Here is a 16,040-nt window from a genome sequence, read left to right on the forward strand (position 1 = left end):
CCCCCTCCAGATTCTACTTCTCTATTGTACTAAAAAATACCACATAAAGAGAAATGCATCATATTCCTTAAAAAAATCTTTTTTACTTCTACCATTATATTTTGCTACTGAGTAACAATTCGATTTTGCCGTGAACAATATGAACAATATTCCGGTAAAAGAAAAAATACCCATTAAACAGTTAATAACCTTTCTTTTGATTTTTTATATAGTCTTCGCCCACAACGTAATAGTTTTGGGAAGAAAGCTATAATACGAAATCTTGCAAGTCTGCCTACGCAGAGGAGGGTGTATGAAACGTTTATTTACAGTTCTATGCGCGATAATGCTGATTGCTGTTTTGTCAGTTCCTGCATTTGCCGGAAAAGTGGTTCTCAAACTTGGGCACATTGCCGAACCAGTCCACCCCTATGGTCAGGGTGCAGAAAAGTTTGCCGAGCTGGTAAAAGAAAAATCCGGCGGAGATATTATTGTTAAGGTTTTCCCCTCCTCCCAGCTGGGCGGACAGAAAGACCTTATCGAAGGCCTCATCTTCGGGACAGTTGACATGGCCTTAGTCGGAACAGCCGTTCTTGGCCAGTTCCAGCCTCAGATCTCAATTTTTGATATGCCATTCCTCTTTCAGGACCGTGAACATGCATACAAATCACTGGACACAGTGGGCATGGACCTCGGCAAGGCTCTTGAACCTAAAGGCATTAAACTTCTCGGATACATGGAAAACGGAATCCGTCATGTGACTAACAACATTCGTGAAGTAAAAACCCCCGCAGACATGAAAGGCCTAAAAATCCGGGTCATGACTAATAAAATCTACATCGAAATGATGAAGTCTCTCGGAGCATCCCCCACTCCCATGGCTTTCGGAGAACTTTACTCTGCAATGCAGCAGGGAACTGTTGATGGACAGGAAAACCCAAGCGCGCACATCTGGACCAAACGTTTCTTCGAAGTTCAGAAATATGCTTCTAAAACAGCACACTCATACGCTCCGGAACCGCTGGTAATGTCTATGATCAGCTGGTCCAGACTCTCCCCTGCACAACAGAAGATTATTACTGCTGCAGCGAAGGAAGCTGTTGACTGGCAGCGTAAATTTTCAACTGAAAAAGATCAGGAATACTGGAAACTCATTGAAGAAACAGGAAAGATCAAAATCACTGAAGTTGACCGTACTGAATTCATGAAAGCAACGAAACCTGTCTATGAGAAATTTGCATCGGTTGTCGGACAGGACAACATTGATAAAATTAATGCTCTGAAAAAATAGTCATCTTGAATCTGGAACCGGAGGATCTCTCCGGTTCCAAATTTTTTCAAGGAGAATTTCTGATGGATAAGTTGTTTGAAAAATTACATGCGGTTCTCTACTGTATCTCAGTAACTTCAATGACGCTAATGCTTGGATTAATCTTTTTTCAGGTTGTCACACGTTACTTCTTCGGACATACATTTGAGTGGTCTGAAGAACTTGCACGTTTTCTTTTTGTCTGGGTTGTTTTTCTAGGCTCAGCACTCATCATGGGGGAGAGCGGACATCTTGCTGTACAGATTCTGCCGGGAAAGCTTAAAGGGACGTCCGCCGGCGTTGCACTTGAAATTTTCATAAATCTCTGCAGCTATGCCTTTACCTTGCTCCTGCTGATCCAGGGGTCCAAAATGACATCTGTAATGACCTTTCAAATGGCCCCAGGACTCGGTATTTCAATGAGTGCAGTCTATGTCATTATTCCCATAAGTGCATCACTTATGCTCCTATACCTATTCAAAGACTCAGTACGTATCTTCAAACAGATCAAAGAAAGCAGAAGTTAGGAGACCATCATGGAAGCAGTATTACTTTGCACGTTTCTTGGCCTGACATTTCTTGGAGTCCCGGTGGCATACGCACTGGGCCTTTCTGTATCTGTAATCCTTTATTACTACATGAACATACCGCAAGTCATGATCACTCAAGTCATGTATTCCGGTGTTGACTCTTTTTCTTTCATGGCAGTGCCCTTCTTTATGCTTGCAGGCTCCTTCATGTCTGCCGGCGGTGTGACAAAACGGCTTGTTAATTTTGCTCAATCACTTGTTGGATCTTTTACAGGAGGTCTTGCTCAGGTTGTTGCTGTTTCAGGTATGTTTTTTGCCGCAATCTCAGGCTCATCCGCAGCTACGACCGCAGCCATCGGCTCCACAATGGTCGATGAAATGGAAAAGAAAGGATATCGCCGTGAACTGGCAACAGGGATTGTTGCCGCAGGCGGAACTGTAGGAATAGTAATTCCTCCTTCAATAACACTAGTTGTATACGGTGTAATTGCAGGAGCCTCAATAGGTGATCTCTTCATGGGAGGTCTGATTCCCGGGCTGCTGATGGGATTAACCATGTGCCTGGTGAGTTATGCAATCGCCAAAAAGGAAGGAATTCCCGCTGAAGGTTCATTTTCGTTTATGAACGTGATCAAATCATTTAAAGATTCATTCTGGGCTTTGATGACCCCGGTCATAATCATTGGAGGTATTTACGGAGGTATTTTCACTCCGACTGAGGCGGCTGCTGTTGCTGCTGTATACGGAATCTTTGTCGGTTTCTTCATATACAAAGAATTAACAATCAAAGATTTTCCTCGTATTATATTTCAAGCCGTCATGGGAACAACAATGATCATGTTCATTGTCGGCGCAGCCAAAGTTTTCGGGTGGATGCTCACCAACCTTGAGATCCCCCACCACATTGGCGAATATATAGTATCTCTGACTTCCTCTCCGGCAATGTTCCTCATAATGATGAACGTACTGCTTCTTTTCATCGGAACACTTATCAATGCATCAGCTGCAATTGTTATTTTGACTCCGATATTCCTACCTGTAGCAACCAAGCTGGGAATTGATCCGCTATTTTTCGGAGTATTGATGGTTATCAACCTCGCAATTGGATGCATCACTCCTCCGGTCGGTCTGGACCTTTTCGTTGCCAGTGCAATTACAAAAGTCCCACTTGAAAAAGTAATGAAAGCCTCAACTCCCTATCTGATCGCATTGCTGGGAGCTTTACTGCTGATGACTTTTTGTCCTGCAATCATCACTTTTCTGCCAAACCTCTTGAACTAAGAGTTCTATACCAGAAACCTCGTTCCTTAGAACCTTAGCCGGCAGTCCCCGCAGCATATTCTCGTGCTGCGGGGACTGTCTTTTGTTTACTATTATTAAAATAATCCTATAGAAATAGGGTGTTACGCTAAAACTGTAACTCAATATCTATAGCGTAATTTTTCTTTACACTTACCACACCTGCTTATTTATGGCATGGTTGCTGCTGCTTTCCTTTTTAATCCACTCCCTTTAGGTTGAAGCCAAAACAGGCAGGGATAAGACATAAATATGAATTACAAATGGCATGCTTATTGTACTCAAACGGTCTATATTTTAGAAAGTTCAATCTGGAGATCGATTAGAGGTTATTATGAGAACAGTTAGAATCAAAGTTATTGCTTTTTTTATTGCCTACCTTATTTTTATGGCTTTAAACACCAGTTTTTATTGGTATAATATAGTTTCACTTCGAGACAGACTTATCGTTATGGACAATTTCCACGACCTTCTTTCAGATATACTTGAAATCAGGCGTTATGAAAAAAATTTCATTTTCTACCCTGAGCCGGAAAGCCTGAAAGAGGCTGTTATATATCTTGATAAAGCTAAAGATGCTGTTGCTATGTTGAAAGACAAAATTATCGAGATTGCCGGACAAGAAAAATTCGATAAATTTATTGATGATATCAATAGCTACAGTCAGCAGCTTAATCTCCTTGCTCAAGGAGATAACGGAGACTTGATTAAAACCAGAGCACTGGGAACAACAATGGTTCAGGGAGCGCAAAACCTTCTTGTTTTAAAACAAAAACGTATCCATAACACATTACTCAAAATTCAGTATATTCCCATAGTGGTAATGGTTTCACTGGCGGTTCTTATAATTATTTTCTTCTCATGGCAGGCCAAAAAGGTGCTGGGAAGACTGGTTTATGTTCAACGTGCAGCTGAAGGAGTGGCTAAGGGCGATTATACTTCTATTGATCAGATCACCAGTGATGATGAAATATCGCAACTGATGCATTCCGCATTCAGCAGTATGGCAGCAGATATTGAAAACAGACAAAACCAGCTTATTGAGTCCAGAAAACTTAGTTCCATAGGTACTCTCACTTCAGGCATTGCACACGAACTGAATAACCCCTTGAACAATGTCTCTCTGACTGCTGATACAATGCTTGAGGATTTTGAAGAACTTGACCCGGATGAAGCCAAAGAAATGCTCGGGGATATAATTAATGAAATCGGCCGTGCCAGTGAAGTGGTCAGAAATCTTCTTGATTTTTCGAGAGAGGGTGAGCACAACATGGCCGAACTCAGTGTGCAGAAACTTATCAACGAAACTCAGAGACTTGTTGCTAATCAGCTTAGACTTGACAAGATTAACTTCTCTACAGATATTCCAGCAGAAATACCTCAAGTTTACGGAGACTTAAACTCATTACAACAAGTATTCATCAACCTTTTTATCAATGCAGACCATGCTATGCACGGTGGTGGCAGCTTAAATGTCACAGTATCTCATACAAAAGAGAACTATGTCCGCTTTGATGTCAAAGATACTGGATGTGGAATGTCTCCGGAAACGATAGAACAGATTTTTGATCCGTTTTTTACAACCAAGCCCGTAGGGAAAGGCACTGGGCTGGGGTTGTCAATCATCTACGGACTTATTAAAAAACACGAAGGATTCATTAAAGTAAAAAGTAAAATTGGAGAAGGAACCACTTTTTCCATTTTTCTTCCAGCGGTAGCGGTGAGTGAAACGGAGGCGTATCATGGACAAATTTCGAGCAGCAATAATTGATGATGAAGACCAGACAACCAAGCATGTAGCCAGAGTATTAACCAAACTGGGATTTGAGACAGAAACATTTGCTTTAGGACACCCGTTCCTGAATCGTATGGCGGAGACTCCCTTTCACCTGGTATTCATCGATCTTAATCTTCCAGATATTGACGGTATGACTATTCTTAACTTTGTTAAGAAAGGATTTGAAGATGTAGAAGCTGTAATAATTACTGGTCACGGCACTATTCCTTCTGCTGTTGAGGCAACAAGCAAAGGGGCATTCAACTATATTGTAAAACCATTTCGCATTCAGGAAGTCAGAACATTAGCCAGTAATTTTTTAGAAAAACTTGAACTAAAAGAAGAAAACAGACGTCTTAAGCAGAGCTTAAGTGAAGAAGCTCAATTTAAAAATTTTATTGGAAACAGCAAAGTCATGCAGGATCTCTTTGCCATGATCCGCAAGGTTGCTAAAGTTAATTGTAATGTTCTTCTTCAAGCTGATACAGGGACAGGCAAAGAGAGAGCTGCACGGGCAATTCATGATCTGAGTCCCAGACGGAATAAAACCTTTGTTTCCTTTAACTGTGGAGGTTTTACCGAAGAACTTATTTCAAGCGAACTTTTCGGGCATGAAAAAGGCGCCTTTACCGGAGCTTCTGCAACGAAAATAGGATTACTAGAATCTGCGGATGGTGGAACTGTTTTTTTAGATGAAATAGGTGAGATGCCCTTGAATATGCAGGTGAAACTTCTGCATGTTATTCAAGAAAGAAGCATTATGCGCGTCGGAGGTACAAAACCGGTTTCTCTGGACATCCGCATAATTGCGGCCACTAACCGTGACCTCAATAAGGAAATGGAACTCGGGCAATTTCGTGAAGATTTGTTCTATCGCCTTAACGTGGTAATGGTATATCTTCCCAAACTTTCTGAAAGGCGAGATGACATACCCCTGCTGGCTAACTACTTCCTTAAAAGCTTCAATACAAAATTTGGAAAATCTGTAAAGTCAATATCTCCTCAAGCCATGGACGTTCTTACCAGCTATAATTATCCGGGAAATGTCCGTGAGCTGGAAAATATCATTCAAAGAGCTGTCGCTCTGGCTGAAGAAGAAACATTAGGAATGCGTGAACTGCCACCAGATTTACTTAACCTTGCTTTCAGTGCATTCGGGGCCGTAGGACTACTGTCTCTTGAGGAGGTCGAATGCAGGCATATCAAACATGTACTGGAAGCTACAGGATTCAATAAACATTTAAGCAGCCATATTCTAGGCTTACCCAGAACCACTCTTTGGCGCCGCATAAAAAAATACAATCTGGATGTAGAATTTGATGATGAAGAATAGTATCTACTCACGGCTTGTTACAATTTTTCACAATATTCTATAAGAAACTGCCACTTAACATGGCAGTTTCTTTGTTTTGACCATATGAAGAGTTATACCTCACCCTCCTTTGTTTCATTTTGAAACTTGATTCTTTCAGGAATGCATTTTTCACCTTGTACCCACACATTCTCCATTTCATTTTGAAACACACATCATCTTTGTTTTCTGACACGAATGTCATCACAAATTTCTAATGCCTCTGTTTTAGGCCTCCAACAAAAGTTGAAGAAGTGATCTGCTTATTTTCACTACCTTATTATTAGCAATGCCCTCTGTTCCAAATTGAAACATAAAATTAGTGAAAAAAATAACTAACTCCACATTAAAAATATTTATCAAATTATTACTAACACTTAACTTGTTAGTGCCCGCTAAATTCTTGGCATCTGTCTTGCTTTATCAACGTAAACGGAACGCAAAATATGAACAACGTACTTATCGCAGTAGACACATCTGAATCCAGCTTTTGGCTGGCTTATTACGCAATTGCACTAACCAAAAGAATTCCAATGAATGTATCTATTCTCATGGTTGAAGATGAAAAGTTTAAAAGCAAAAGCAGTAATACAGATGAGTGGATAGGTCTTCCGGAAAAACGTTTAGAGTCTCTTCTGGCAGAGGGCCGCTCCGACAGATCTCATATTAATTTTTATTCTGCAAAAGGAAATTTCGAAAATGAAGTCATCCAGTTCATACTTGCTAATAATATCACAACACTGTTTGTAGGAAACCCGGAAAACAGAAAAACAAAACTGGATAGACAATTTATGGAACTCCTTGAGCGAATAGGGAGCAAGACGGACTGTCATATAGAAGTGGTGCAAAAAATTTCAGCCTACGGGCAGTGAGAACCTTAAAAAGTAACCATCAAAGTCGGTGGCTGCTAAAAGATAATGGGAAAGTCCTTTCAGGAGCTAAGATATTAACAACCTGAATGAGTCGACCCGTTACAACCAAAGTCAAAATGAAAGGAGTTATTTAATGTGGCATATGTATCTTCCCATTGCCGGGAACAGCGTTAACGTAATTCTCATCTTCATGTTGGGAGGCTTAGTTGGGCTGCTCTCAGGGATATTTGGTGTAGGAGGCGGTTTCTTGATGACTCCGTTGCTGATCATGTTCGGAATTCCGCCGACTGTAGCAGCGGCATCTGACTCAAACCAGATTGTCGGAGCTTCAACTTCAGGATGTCTTGCCCACTACCGTCTTGGGAATGTGGATTTCAAAATGGGAATCTTGCTCCTTATCGGCGGTGTTTTAGGTGGTTTTGTCGGAGTACAAGCCATTAAGGTCCTAAGAGCCATGGGTAATGCCGACTTCTTAATTAATGTAACCTATGTTCTGATGCTCGGCGGTGTCGGCTCCTATATGTTTTATGAAAGTCTGCAAAGCCTGCGCAAAACACCTCCTGCGGTTAAGACTGAAAAACCAAAGAAAAAATCACGCTATGCAACAATACTGGAAAGCCTTCCTTTTCAGACTGATTTTAAAAAATCAGGTGTACGCCTCTCTCTTCTCATGCCTTTGATTCTTGGAACCCTTGTTGGTGTTCTGGCAGCCATTATGGGTGTTGGCGGTGGTTTCATCATGGTACCTATCATGGTTTATCTGCTTCGCATGCCCATGCATGTTGTAGTTGGAACGAGCCTTTTTCAGATTCTGTTCACTTGCATCAATGTCACCATCTTACAATCATACACCAACCACACTGTAGACTTTGTTCTAGCACTGATCCTGCTCGTAGGATCTACTATCGGAGCACAGTTCGGAACAAAAATCAGCAAAAAGCTCAAAGGTGAACACCTTAAGATCTTACTGGCAACGCTTGTTCTGGCTGTAATGGTAAAAATGCTTTTCAGTCTGCTGCTCACTCCTGATGTGTTGCTGGCTTATGCAGGAGGACATTAAAAATGATTAAAAATTTAATAAAACTTAACTTACTTCTAGCAGTTCTCCTAATTTCTTGTGCAACAGCTTATGCAGAGGGAGATATCTCCATTAACTTCAAGCCTGAGCATGTTACAATCGGCACGACTTATAATGGAGCAAATGTTGAAATAACAGGAACTGTCCCGAAGGACTGTTCCGCAGTCATCAGGGTTATGGGTGAGCACAAAAACACCCACTTTAAGAAAAAAGGTAAGGTTTTCGGATTTCTATGGATGAATGTTGCAAGTGTAGAATTGGATGATATCCCTAGTTTATTTCTGGTGGGAACCGATTCAAAAATATATGAAGGCGGCGGAGAAAAGTGGAAAAAACTTAATCTAGGCTTTAACTCAGTTAAAGGCACAGCAGATGAAAAAATATTTAATGAATTCCTTAAGCTGGTAGAACACGAAGAACACTATATGATTGAAGATGGTGTCGTTGAATACCAGGATGGTGCTGGTGGACTTCGTAAATATACTGCTGAACTGAGAATGCCTTCATCCTTGCAACGCGGAGCATATACTGTTGAAGTCGTGGCTGTTCGCGATGGTAAGGTGATTGGTAAAAAATCCAACATTATCCATGCAGACTTTGCCGGATTTCCCAAACTACTCGCTTCCATCGCATTTGGGCATGAAATTCTCTATGGAATCTCTGCTGTTATCATTGCTATTTTGGCAGGTTTATTCATGAGCCTGATCTTCAGTGATAAAGGTGCAGCACATTAGATTCGAGGTAAAAGCTATGAATCGGTTGTTTAATTTCATACACAAACTATTGTGTGGTAAGAGAAAAAAAGAGGCTCACTCTTTTGTCGATCTTTTTAATCGCTTTAATAAAGTGCTGGAATTAAACAACCGAATTCTTACCAGTATATCTGTTATGCAGAACAAGCTCGGAGGCGACTACATTTTTGATACCCAGTATCTTCGTAATGCCACCCAAGAGTTGGAGACACTTGTTCTGAAACTGGTTGGAGCATTTGATTCAATGTCTCCTGAAAAGTATATTAATCTTTATTGTTCACTTCGAATAATAACCGAAAAACTTCATAGCGAACTTGCGGGATGCCCTGCAATTGCAGATAGGCTGACTGTCTCTTTTGAAGAAACAACCAAAAAAGAATTCGATCTTGTCGGAGCCAAAAGCTATCATCTGGCAAGACTTTCAAACATAGTCGCTGTCACTACTCCTGAAGGAATATCTGTCACAACAAGATCATGCATGGAATTCATGGAGTATAACGACCTTAATGACCGCATATCCGAAATCAAATCAGAATGGATTGATGGAAGTAGAAGTCTCACTTCAGCCTCGGAAGAAATTTCAAAATTAATTCTTGCAGGAGAAATGCCTCCCAGGTTGCGCAAGTCATTGAACCGTGTTGGTAATCAACTTTTCAAAAATGATAAGACAATAGGACTCGCTGTTCGCAGCAGTGCATGGGGAGAAGACGGTAAGTTCTCTTTTGCCGGATTGTACGACAGTTTTCTTAATATTCCATATGATAAATTACAGGAAGCTTATATCAAGGTACTTGCCAGCATATATTCTCCTTCAGCAATGGAATATCGACAAAACTTAGATTACAAAATCAGTGAAAGCCTGATGGGCGTATCATTTCAGACAATGGTTCAAGCCAAATGCAGCGGAGTCATTTATAGTCTTTCTCCAGCTGCCCCCGCCGAGAATACTGTTATCATAAGTGCAACATGGGGGATGGGCTCTACTGTTGTTTCCGGCGAAGTCCCGGTGGATCAGTTCACTATCTCTAAAGATGAACCATATAAACAAATTGAAAAATCAATCGTCCGCAAAGTGGAAGCAAAAAGAATTAACCTTAATGGTGAAGGCTTGCTTACAGAAGCGGTCAGTGAAGAATTGCAATCCACATCATGTCTGACTGATGATGAAATAAGTCAGCTGGTTCAAGTTGCCATTAAAATTGAGCAATATTTTAAAAAACCTCAGGATATAGAATTCGCTTTTGACGTTGAGGGACAACTGTTCATTCTTCAAAGCCGCCCTCTGGCAATTAATGTTCCTACTGAATCAACGGTTAATTCGTTAAGTGAAAAGCTTTGTAATTGCGAGATTCTTCTTTCAGGTAAAGGAGATGTAGCCCAGAACGGTATCGCTTCCGGACCGGTGTTCATAGCCGGCAACAACAGAAATCTGGATGAATTTCCAGACGGAGCAATATTAGTGGCCCATCATTCATCTCCAATTTATGCCTCAGTTCTACATCGAGCATCCGGTGTAATTACCGACGTAGGTTCTCCTCTTGGACATCTGGCAACTATTGCCAGAGAATACAGAGTTCCTGCACTGCTAAATACTGAAGAAGCACTTAAGATACTCTCAGAAGGTCAAACTATAACAGTAGATGTTGAGCAACGAACTATTTATGCAGGAATTATTAAAGAATTAAAACTGCATGAAGCTGCGGCAGAACGTATTCAGGAAACATATGAATATAGACTTCTAAGAAGACTGTTAAAACATATTGAACCACTGAATCTGTTTGATCCATCCGACAGCAATTTCACACCTGACGGCTGTCAGACTCTTCATGACATTACAAGATTTGTACACGAAAAGGCTGTAGATGAACTTATACATATTAACATAAACACACTTGAATCATCTTCTCCAAGTGTTCGCCTAACTCTTCCTGTACCAATGGATATGACCATGATTGATATAGGAGGAGGGCTTGACAGCCGCTGGGCAGATAGCCAGGAACAGATACAGATCGGCAAGAAAGTAGTCACACCTGATCAAGTTGTCTCCACTCCAATGAAAGCTTTTATAGAAGGAGTGACTATGGCCGGAGTCTGGCAATCCACTCCGGTTGCAGTTGATTTTTCCAGTTTCATGTCCAGCATGACACGCACATTTCCATCTGAGCTTGCACCATCGGCCAGTGTAGGCCGCAATCTAGCTGTAATTTCAGACAATTATGCACATCTAAGTCTACATCTTGGATATCACTTCACAATAATCAACTGTTATGTGAGCGAAAACATCTCAGACAATTATGCATATTTTCGATTTGCCGGGGGAGTAACTGGAGCCAGACGTAGATCACGTAGAGCCCAATTCTTAGCTGAAGTTCTCGGTAAACTGGATTTTTCAACAACCCTGCGAGACGATCTTGTCATAGCAAGGGTTAAAAAGATTCCTGCCGAAGAGATTCTGCACAGAATGCAGATCTTCGGAGTTCTGGTTGCTTACACCAGACAACTTGATGTTTCCATGGTCGCCGATGAGCAAATTCACAGGCATGCCGAACTATTCGGCCGTCTCATAAATGAGTCGAATTTAAACAAATATCGGAGGGTTGCAACATGACCACTTCATCAAAAACAAGCATTCTTATTCTGGACGATGAACCTATTGTCAGCAAGCGGTTACAGCCGGCTCTAGAAAAAAAGGGCTATGAAGTCGAAAGCTTCTACGACAGTGCCAGTGCTCTAAAAAGAGTGCAGGAACGAAGTTTTAATATTGTCGTCAGTGATCTTAAAATGGATGGCATGGATGGCATGCAGTTTCTCACCAAAGTTAAGGAAATCTCTCCGGAGACGGAAGTTATCATCATTACCGGATTTGCAACCATGGAAACGGCAAAAGAATCCATGCGCAAAGGTATTTTTGATTTCTTAGCCAAGCCTTTCAAACTCGGAGAAATTCAGGAAGTTATAAGAAGAGCTGATGAAAAAATCAAAAAAGAAGCTCTTTAATAAAGCTTAAAACAAGAACCGCTATAAAAGCGAGGTGTGTTCATGCTTAAAGCATTAATCCCTATCGAAAAGACTTTGGCTTCAAATATTGCCCTTAGATATGCCTGCCAGAAGTCCAAAATCATCACGATGACTCTACAACCGATCCATGTTGAGGAACCTGATGAAAAACCTCATTCTTCACAGACAGGATGGATTAGAAGATCATGGGAAGAAGGCCTTAAGCAGGCCGGAGAAGAAGAAGTAAGAGAGATTCTGAGTAGTGAGGAGCTCAATTGCTACGTTCAACCACGCCCTATTGTCACGATCGGCGAACGTAATGACAAGATTCTTGAAGAATTACGGATGGGTGATTATAATATTTTCATAGAAGGAGAACTTTCGAATTTTAATACCGCTGAATTTCGAAAAAAAATCCGCTCCAAATTGTATAAAAAAATGCCTTGCCCAGCCCTCCTGGTCAAAAATATGATCCAGTCAGATAAAGTATTGCTCATAGTCGATCCCAAATCTGATTTAGAAAGTCTGACCGAACAGTTCAATAATCTGCTGACCAATAAGAAAAGTGAATTTGATCTCTGCCTATATAGTCTGGACGATCTGAATCAAGGTGATTTTCCTGATGACATTCTTGGTGACTGCGCAAAACTATTGAATAAGCTCGGACTCAAACCAGTAAGAACTTTTACTCTTTTATGTGCTCCTGAAGTAGCGGCTGTATCTCTCAAAGGGTACGGCTTAATTGTTTCAGCGATCGATCGTAAATCCAGTCGAAAATCGCACCTCACAGAAGTTCTAGCCCGCGTTTCTTGCCCCCTGCTTTTGTGCTGGACCTATTCTAATCGGAGGAAATAATGAAAGTACTTATTCCGGTCGACGCGAATTTATACAGTATGTATGCAATTCGCCATGCCGCACAGCTGGCTGCGAATACATGGCCTGAAGTTGTCATTTTAGCAATGGAAAAAGAGATTGATGATCTTGATACGGACACAATCCCTTTTGAAATTTCACATCCTAAAATGCGGATGCTGCACAATTATTGTAAGGACTTTCTTAACTTGCTGGAATCAGGTTCTGAGCTCTATTGTTCTGAAGATGAGACTCCTGAAGTAAAAGCCATCGGCAAGCATGTATTTGAGGAGAAACTGTCCGGGATTAAAAAACTGCGCCTGCATCTACGCAGTGAAGCTCCTACCAAAGCAATCCTGAAAGAAGCCAAACGGGTCAGTAGTGACCTCATCATTCTTGGTTGTGGAGACGGAGTATGCGACTGGGCTGGAGATCCTCAGGCACCGGGAAAAGTAGCAGAGAAAACGGATTGCTCTGTTTTAATCCTTAAAAAAGAACATACCATTTCAAAGGTCGTATGTTGCCTTGATCACGCACATGCCACTCAAAAATCCTTTGAAATGATTAACCAGCTTGTAACTCTGAACAATGCAGAACTGGAGATTGTCGGAGTGCTGAAACATGGCCAGCTTCAGGAAGAAGTTGAGCAGCAGATGAGTAAGGTGCTGGATTACTATATCAGACTGGGTATTCCAACATTAGTGAAAGTTGTAGATGAAGAATCTCTTGAAACTTTTATCTGCTCCGGCGCGCAAAATGACCTGATAGCTGTCTGGCTCAGTCCTAAGTCCACTCTCCAACGCCTGCTATCACGTGGCAAAGTGGCTTCTTTTGTTGAAAAAACTTTATCCTCAATTCTCATACTCAGATAAATAATTTTGTTTCCGGAAATCTCCCCGCAGAATTAATTCTGGATAAAATAAAATCCGTCAGCAAGCTGTTGCCACTTGCTGACGGATTTTATTTTTTTAAACCTTACGAGCTTAAAGCCCCTGATAATCATCTAGCGAGAAGTAATATAGCCCACAAAAACATTCTGAGTTTCTTCCCTAAGAAAACTTACTGATAAGTTGCATTCCCGCAATAGATACAATATTTTCAGAGTATACTTGCTTGCTGAACAATCATTCATTTATCAGCATGCAGACTTACGGCTTTCCTCTGCATAAACCTGATTTAGACGTTTTGAAACAGGCCCCGGCTTAGCATCGGAAATTTCTATACCATCAATCTCTATAACAGGATAAACAAAGGAAGTCGCAGAAGTAATAAAAGCTTCTGAAGCATTCTGGGCTTCTTCAATTGTGAACGGACGCTCCTCAATTTCCATATCCAGCTCCGCAGCAAGTTTTAATACTGAAGCTCTGGTTATCCCGTGCAGAATTGAGTTTGATAGATTACGGGTGATAATCTTCCCTTCATTCGTCACAATATATGCATTACTTGAAGACCCTTCAGTTACTAGACCGTCTTCAACAAGCCATACATCATCTTTTCCTTTTGACTTAGCCATCGTCTTAGCCATGGAAGAAGCAAGCAGTTGAACAGTTTTAACATCCCTGCGCCCCCAACGTATGTCAGGAGCAGAAATAACCTTTAGCCCGTCTTTCTCTGAAGTAAGGTCTTTAGCCTGAGTAAAAAGAACTAGAGTCTGTTCAACGCCTTTTGGATAAATAAAATCACGATCAGCGGCCCCGCGAGTGATCTGCATATAAATTGCCCCTTCTTCAAGAGCATTTCGTCTTATCAGCTCTCGATGAATTTCAAGAAGCTCACTCTTGGTTACAGGTACAGACATCTCCACAACACCGAGCGAACGCTCCAGACGGGCCATATGACCTTCAAAGTCTATGATCTTCCCGTCCAGAATAGCGCAGACTTCATAAACACCGTCTGCAAACAAAAATCCGCGATCAAAAACCGATACCATAGCCTCTTCTTCTGGCATATACGCGCCATTCAGATACACAGTACGACTCATAACAAACCTCTATATAAAGTATTTTCCCCTGCTATATGACAGGATTTTTCTTTTTTACAGCTGCATTTATAAGAATGCACACTCTTTTAAGATAAGTTGCTGCCATCATATAGTTGAGGGCTTCCATAACGCATATCATGAAAATAAACTTAAATAATTGAGCTGAAATGTTCCTCAAAATAATTAGAAACATCTCTTTCCCAATCATCTTCTAAATCAAGAATATTTTTTGTTACACAACTTGCCATGTCAACAAATCCCGAAATATTACCTACGGCACACATAACAGGAATATGCATATAACTGCCTTCCAGTTTTCTTCCCTGTTTTTCAAGATAATCAGTCGTCATTCGGATAATACGCGACTGGATGGTGACAAATTCATTCAGAGTATCAACCTGAAATGTTACAGGTGGAAACCAATCTGTATACTCGCTGAAATATGAATTTATACTTGCTGGCGCAGTGGGTTCAGAACCAGAAGTAAGAACCAGTGCTTCAGCCAGAATTGCTGAAGAGTCAATCACATTCATATCTTGCGGAATCATACCGTTTTTTTTGAAGCAGTTACAACTTTCAACAGTTAGAGCCAAAGGAAGTTCCGTACATCCCAGTACGACATTACGGCAGCCCTGATTTTCATATTCATCCATAAGAACTTCACAAAGAAGAGACTTTGCCTGAGCAGTGATCTTGGCGGTCTTGATGCCAAAACAAGGATCATAGATTGCGGACATTATCTTTTTTTGATTTCCAAGAGAAGGACTCACGCAAGCCACGCGATTATCAGCTAGAGCATCTTGATATAAACCGGATTCGACTAAGCTGGATACTCCGAGAATAAGGATCTTCTCGCCTTCATCCTTCAGGAAGCATGCCGTTTCATGAATCATATCCACAAACTTAACTGGAATATCAGTTATGACCTCTCGAAACAAAGGATGAGCACTGTTACAGGCCAACCCGATCACTCCGCATCCCAAAAATTGTAAAATTCTGGAGGTATAAACAGCCGTAGCCTGTTTTCGTAACTCAGGAATGTCAGTAGGCAGCCAATCAAATCCAACTTCGGCAGGTTTGTAGGCCAATCTTGAATTTCCATAAAAGATATATGCATTGTTTTCATGGCCCGGAACAACTGACATTTTCATGGCAAGATCTACCATAGCCTCATTGCCAAGCCCACCAACTACGCCGATAATGTTCTTACTGCTGTACATTATTCGCTATCACCTATGATTCACATTAAAAGCATATCAAAAA

At 41.1% G+C, this 16,040-nt stretch carries 14 protein-coding genes; 12 read left to right on the forward strand and 2 right to left on the reverse strand.

Features of this window, described 5'->3' with window-relative positions; genetic code table 11:
- Nucleotides 1-292 precede the first annotated feature (292 nt).
- The 12 genes from H589_RS0109220 to H589_RS0109280 all read left to right on the forward strand — a co-directional run bounded on the left by H589_RS0109220 (nt 293) and on the right by H589_RS0109280 (nt 13,668).
- Nucleotides 293-1,270 carry a TRAP transporter substrate-binding protein gene (locus tag H589_RS0109220; protein WP_027721749.1) on the forward strand — a complete coding sequence of 326 codons (978 nt, stop codon included), beginning with the start codon at nt 293-295 and terminating at the stop codon, nt 1,268-1,270.
- 62 nt (nt 1,271-1,332) lie between these two features.
- Complete coding sequence (locus H589_RS0109225) at nt 1,333-1,815, forward strand: TRAP transporter small permease (protein WP_027721750.1); 483 nt, start codon at nt 1,333-1,335, stop codon at nt 1,813-1,815.
- A 9-nt stretch (nt 1,816-1,824) separates the two neighbouring features.
- Nucleotides 1,825-3,099 (forward strand): TRAP transporter large permease, encoded by a 1,275-nt coding sequence (locus H589_RS0109230; RefSeq protein WP_027721751.1) that lies wholly within the window; start codon nt 1,825-1,827, stop codon nt 3,097-3,099.
- Nucleotides 3,100-3,451: 352 nt separating this feature from the next.
- Nucleotides 3,452-4,888 (forward strand): sensor histidine kinase, encoded by a 1,437-nt coding sequence (locus tag H589_RS0109235; protein WP_027721752.1) that lies wholly within the window; start codon nt 3,452-3,454, stop codon nt 4,886-4,888.
- Nucleotides 4,860-6,227, forward strand: a complete 1,368-nt coding sequence (locus H589_RS0109240; RefSeq protein ID WP_027721753.1) for a sigma-54-dependent transcriptional regulator — start codon at nt 4,860-4,862, stop codon at nt 6,225-6,227. The genes H589_RS0109235 and H589_RS0109240 overlap by 29 nt, the downstream gene beginning before the upstream one ends.
- A 464-nt stretch (nt 6,228-6,691) precedes the next feature.
- Entirely contained in the window at nt 6,692-7,117 is a 426-nt protein-coding gene (locus H589_RS0109250; RefSeq protein WP_027721755.1) for a universal stress protein, read from the forward strand.
- Between the two features lie 133 nt (nt 7,118-7,250).
- Nucleotides 7,251-8,177: a sulfite exporter TauE/SafE family protein gene (locus H589_RS0109255; RefSeq protein WP_027721756.1), complete on the forward strand. Its 927-nt coding sequence runs from the start codon at nt 7,251-7,253 to the stop codon at nt 8,175-8,177.
- Nucleotides 8,178-8,179: 2 nt separating this feature from the next.
- Complete coding sequence (locus H589_RS0109260; RefSeq protein ID WP_035075674.1) at nt 8,180-8,929, forward strand: TIGR02186 family protein; 750 nt, start codon at nt 8,180-8,182, stop codon at nt 8,927-8,929.
- Nucleotides 8,930-8,945: 16 nt separating this feature from the next.
- Nucleotides 8,946-11,555, forward strand: a complete 2,610-nt coding sequence (locus H589_RS0109265) for a PEP/pyruvate-binding domain-containing protein (protein WP_027721758.1) — start codon at nt 8,946-8,948, stop codon at nt 11,553-11,555.
- Nucleotides 11,552-11,944 (forward strand): response regulator, encoded by a 393-nt coding sequence (locus H589_RS0109270; protein ID WP_027721759.1) that lies wholly within the window; start codon nt 11,552-11,554, stop codon nt 11,942-11,944. Before H589_RS0109265 ends, H589_RS0109270 begins: the two co-directional genes overlap by 4 nt.
- Nucleotides 11,945-11,986: 42 nt before the next feature.
- Nucleotides 11,987-12,799 carry a universal stress protein gene (locus tag H589_RS0109275; protein WP_245577091.1) on the forward strand — a complete coding sequence of 271 codons (813 nt, stop codon included), beginning with the start codon at nt 11,987-11,989 and terminating at the stop codon, nt 12,797-12,799.
- Complete coding sequence (locus H589_RS0109280) at nt 12,799-13,668, forward strand: hypothetical protein (RefSeq protein WP_027721761.1); 870 nt, start codon at nt 12,799-12,801, stop codon at nt 13,666-13,668. Before H589_RS0109275 ends, H589_RS0109280 begins: the two co-directional genes overlap by 1 nt.
- Nucleotides 13,669-13,931: 263 nt before the next feature.
- On the opposite strand, the gene H589_RS0109285 is transcribed toward H589_RS0109280, so the two are convergent.
- Nucleotides 13,932-14,777 (reverse strand): D-amino-acid transaminase, encoded by an 846-nt coding sequence (locus H589_RS0109285; protein WP_027721762.1) that lies wholly within the window; start codon nt 14,775-14,777, stop codon nt 13,932-13,934.
- Nucleotides 14,778-14,926: 149 nt separating this feature from the next.
- Complete coding sequence (locus tag H589_RS19530; protein ID WP_051249695.1) at nt 14,927-15,997, reverse strand: aspartate/glutamate racemase family protein; 1,071 nt, start codon at nt 15,995-15,997, stop codon at nt 14,927-14,929.
- Nucleotides 15,998-16,040: the final 43 nt, after the last annotated feature.

Source organism: Maridesulfovibrio zosterae DSM 11974, assembly GCF_000425265.1.
GTDB classification, from domain to species: Bacteria; Desulfobacterota; Desulfovibrionia; order Desulfovibrionales; family Desulfovibrionaceae; genus Maridesulfovibrio; species Maridesulfovibrio zosterae.